The sequence below is a fragment of the Aminobacter sp. P4_H6_2 genome (assembly GCF_056400805.1).
In genome coordinates this window covers 1-3,961 of sequence record NZ_JBFUKO010000512.1, presented here as the reverse complement: position 1 = coordinate 3,961, position 3,961 = coordinate 1, and the positions used below count along the sequence as shown (strand labels likewise).

Genomic DNA, 3,961 nt, shown 5'->3' with positions numbered 1-3,961 from the left:
TGGGCGAAGCGGGCGCCCATGGCTTCGCGGCTGCCTGTCAGGCTGCCTGCAGCGGAGATCCGTGGGGATCAGATCTACCGCAATACGTTGGTGACCTTGTCACCTTCGTCGTTGAGCTGAATAGAAACCTTTTCGCCGACCTGCAGGGCGGGAAGGGCAACGTCGCGCGGAATGGTGAAACTCTTGCCGCTCTCGAGTGTGACGACACGCGTGTACGGGTTGAACTTGGCGATCATACCATTCGAGGATGACGCCAGAGCGGCGCCGGACATGAAGGCGAGTGAAGCGGCTGCGAGAACAAGGGTCTTCATTGAGTGTTTCCTTCTTGGGACTTGGGAGGCGACGCCAACAYCGGCGACGTCCCCTTTCTAGCGGCCCTCTGTTTCGTGCTGTTTTCCGAGCGTGGCGATAAATGTTTCGTTTGTTTCAATCAGGCGAGAAGCGAAGAAAAATGAAAGATCCGGCCGTCACAAGGACGTTTCCTTGCGATCCGGAAATGATCATGGGCTCAGCCGCGCGGTGGAGCCAAGCACGATGGCTGGCGCGCGGACGGCGCTGAAATCGCGATTTGATGGTGCGGTGAAGAGGCAGTTCGGGCGAGTTGGTCGTGGCGCTGTATGCGTCTGCAGGGGAGGCGGGCCTGCAGCCAGGCCCGTCTGGCGGGTGCGCCCATCGAACCGGCCGGCCGAATTCGCAATCGCTGGGAGGCAACGTAGGCAGCGGGCTTTGCCCTGGCAACCAAACGGCGTGCGGCCGTTGGGTGCCGGTTATCGCGCCGCTGAACTCCAGGCGCGGGCATTGTGCCACGCCCGCAAATTGCGTCCTGATCGATCGGCAGCTCTCAGATGAGCGGCAATCAAGGGGTCGATGATATGGGGATCGGTTAACGGCGCCATATGTCCCGCATCCGGGACCATCACCAAGCGTGCGCCTGGAATCGCTTCCGCAACCATCTCCGTGACGCGTAGACTGGCGAGCGGGCTTTCAAGCGCCATCACTGCCAGCGTCGGGCAAACCAGTCGGGCGCAGCTTCCCAAAGGCCATGATCTGGCAAGCGAAGCGGCGAAGTCCGAGGCCACCCGCGCCGCTTGCGCGGCAAGTTTGTGGCGAAGGGCGCCACTGGAATTCCCCCAAGCGCCTTTGCCGTGCCAGAAGTCGATGTAGGCGCGCATGGCCGCTGCCGGCACATTGGCACCGACAGCGGTATCGATTTCTTCAGCCAGTACGGAAAGCTCGGCAAACAAGGCCACGTCGTTTGGATCGCCGTCGCGCAGTAGGTGATAAACCGCGGGCTCGATGAGTGTAAGGCTAAGCACTAGATCCGGCCGCGACATTGCGACTTCCATAGCGAGTGCAGCGCCGTGCAGATGGCCGACGACGTGCATAGGCGCGTCGTTGCGCTGCATGGCTGCGATCAAGCTTGCGGCGATCTGCTCCATGCCGCGCGCAACATTCAATTGCGCATCGCCATATCCGGCCAGATCTGGTGCATGCAACCGGTAGCGGYCCCTGAGGTAATCCGAGAGGCCATGCCATTGTTGCCCGCTGCTGGCAGCACCATGGAGCGCCAGCACAGGTGGCCTGAAGTCAACCTCAGCGACATCAAGACTGTTCAAGTCAGCCCAGGTCATCTTCATGGCCACGCCTCCGGCCAGCGGAAGAACCATGGGCAAGCCAATCTATTTCGCACCTGGGCACGCCAATGTCCTTCAGCAGGAAGTCGTCCAGTTCGGACAGGTGCCGAACGGCGCGGTAGTGTGCCCGCCGCGCGCGGTGTGCCTGAAAGGCAAGGCGAAGTTTCGCAGCCCAGGTTGGGGCAAGAGCCGAAGCTGGGGATCTTATGGTGAGTGTTGGCATTTTTGGACCTCCGTCCGTGAGCGACGCCAGACCAGCGACGTTCTGTTTTAGTTCATTACTATTTCAGCTCGTTTTCTGGAATCGGTGAGCAGTGTTTCGTTTGTTTCAAACGGGCCTTTTTCCCGTCGGCTCAGTCGGTGCGCGGCATGCTGTCTACGCACGGAATGAGCGGCTTGGCGCCAAGATGTGCAGCGCTACCTGTCAGCGTGTCGGAGGACGTGAGGCCGAAACTGCGCGGTGCGCTGCGGGTCGTGGAACGTACCGGTGCTTCCCAAAACAGGAACCGCATTCTACCCGGCGATGCACCCAGCGAGGCTTGGGAAGAGGAATCGGGGACCCCGCCTGGCATGGCTGTGTATGGCGTCGCCTGCGGCTGTCTTGCGGACAATCCGTCAAAGCTCGGAAATTGCATGAGCGAGCCGAAATCGTTGGCATGTGCTGCGCCGAACGTCGGCAAGACAGCAGCTATGGCGAGAAGGGGCAGTCTCATCTTCCATCTCCTCATGAGGTGTTCGGTTGGTGGACGTCGGCGTCCTTCATGCGCGTAGCCCATCAACAGACCGGTTGTTTTTTGGTAGACTCCTTCGGCTGCAGAGCGGCCGAGCGAAGTCGACGCAGTGGAAGCTAACGCAGCCCTGTTTCAGCCAGCCCTCCAAAATGGAGGAAAAATGTTTCGTTTGTTCACGTGCTCAACCAGAAAGTGGAGCAATTGAAACAAAACGGAAGGCTTTCGACCTAAAACCGAAACGCAGGGCTTGTATTCAGCGAACGGCGATCACGCCGGCGTGAAAACGATGCGGAGGCTTCTGCCTGACATCGAGGAGATGACGCATGCAAGCTGACGGCAAGAAGGCCGAGGCAGTTGAACGTGAAGCGACTGTCCTCATGCAAAGGGTGCTTGATGCCTGCCCTGTGCCGACGCGCATGTCGACCATTGCCGGGGAAACGCTCTATCGCAATCCAGCCAGCAAGGAGCTTTATGGCGACCGCTCGCACATCGGCGACTACTACGTTGATCCCGATGACCGCCAGACCCTGGTCAGCGTCCTGCTGGAAAAAGGCTGCATCGATGATTTTCGCGTGCGGCAGTACGATGCCAACGACAATGTCTTCTGGGGCTCGATCTCGGCGCGGCTGATCGATTTCCAGGGACGGTCGGTGATCGTCTCCAACGCGACTAACATCACCGATATGATCGTCGCTCAGGATCAGACCCGGCAGGCCAACGAGCGGCTGGCAGACGGTATCGAATCCCTGGCGGAGGGTTTTGCGCTCTACGACAAGGACGATCGCCTGGTTCTGGCCAACAGCCAGTACCGAAAGATGCATTCCGTCAGCGCCGACGTGCTGGTTTCGGGAGTCAATTGGTTCGACTTCCTGCGGGTGACGGCGCAACGCAACCAGTTTCCCATTTCACAGGATAGAATCGATGACTGGCTGGCCGAACGGGCTAAGGATCGGCGAGAATTCCGCCAGCAGGAGTTCCAGCATAGCGACGGGGGCTGGTTCTTCGTTTCGAATTGTCCGACCCGCGAGGGCGGCTTCGTTGTCACCCGGGTCGACATTACCGAGCGCAAGCGCGCCGAACTGGCGGCGAAGGAGGCTGACGAACTGGTGCGCCGCGTTCTCGAGGCTTGCCCGGCCAGCATCCAGATGACCCGAGCGGATGATGGGAGAGTGCTCTATCGCAGTCCGGCCTCAGAAGAGTTGCTGGGCGATGTCGAGCGCGCCTTCGACAGTTACATCAACCCGTTGCATCGGAAACAATTCGTCGAGCGCTTGTTGCGTGAGGGGGTGGTTGACGATTTCGTGACTCAGCTCAAGCGCAAGGACGGGCAACCGTGCTGGTGCTCGATCTCGGCCAAGCTGATCGAATTTCACGGCGAGCAAGTCATTGTCTCGCACACCTACGACCTTTCCGATCGTATGGAGATGCAGCAGCAACTGGAGCGTCAGCGCGAAACACTGCACCAGAACGAGAAGCTATCGGCGCTCGGCGGGTTGCTTGCCGGTGTGGCACACGAGTTGAACAACCCGCTGTCGGTGGTGCTCGGTATGTCCTTGACGCTGAAGGAAATGGCGTCGGATCCCAAGACTGTCGAAC

Annotated in this window: 5 protein-coding genes; 1 reads left to right on the top strand and 4 read right to left on the bottom strand. The window is 59.8% G+C overall.

Annotated elements, in window-relative coordinates; genetic code table 11:
* Nucleotides 1-74: 74 nt before the first annotated feature.
* From AC1DUU_RS25505 to AC1DUU_RS25490, 4 genes are all read right to left on the bottom strand, one after another.
* Nucleotides 75-311, bottom strand: coding sequence for a DUF1344 domain-containing protein (locus tag AC1DUU_RS25505; RefSeq protein WP_476786162.1), 237 nt, complete (start codon nt 309-311; stop codon nt 75-77).
* Between the two features lie 456 nt (nt 312-767).
* Complete coding sequence (locus AC1DUU_RS25500; RefSeq protein WP_476786161.1) at nt 768-1,637, bottom strand: alpha/beta fold hydrolase; 870 nt, start codon at nt 1,635-1,637, stop codon at nt 768-770.
* Nucleotides 1,618-1,857: a DUF1127 domain-containing protein gene (locus AC1DUU_RS25495; RefSeq protein WP_476786160.1), complete on the bottom strand. Its 240-nt coding sequence runs from the start codon at nt 1,855-1,857 to the stop codon at nt 1,618-1,620. The genes AC1DUU_RS25500 and AC1DUU_RS25495 overlap by 20 nt, the downstream gene beginning before the upstream one ends.
* A gap of 130 nt (nt 1,858-1,987) precedes the next feature.
* Nucleotides 1,988-2,347 (bottom strand): hypothetical protein, encoded by a 360-nt coding sequence (locus tag AC1DUU_RS25490; protein ID WP_476786159.1) that lies wholly within the window; start codon nt 2,345-2,347, stop codon nt 1,988-1,990.
* 341 nt (nt 2,348-2,688) lie between these two features.
* On the opposite strand from AC1DUU_RS25490, the gene AC1DUU_RS25485 reads away from it, so the two are divergent.
* On the top strand, nt 2,689-3,961 hold a 1,273-nt coding region (locus AC1DUU_RS25485; RefSeq protein ID WP_476786158.1), incomplete at its 3' end, for a PAS-domain containing protein.

Coding starts and splice junctions, on each gene's coding strand:
- AC1DUU_RS25505 (WP_476786162.1), bottom strand. CDS start 311: ATGAAGACCCTTGTTCTCGCAGCCGCTTCACTCGCCTTCATGTCCGGC.
- AC1DUU_RS25495 (WP_476786160.1), bottom strand. CDS start 1,857: ATGCCAACACTCACCATAAGATCCCCAGCTTCGGCTCTTGCCCCAACC.
- AC1DUU_RS25490 (WP_476786159.1), bottom strand. CDS start 2,347: ATGAGACTGCCCCTTCTCGCCATAGCTGCTGTCTTGCCGACGTTCGGC.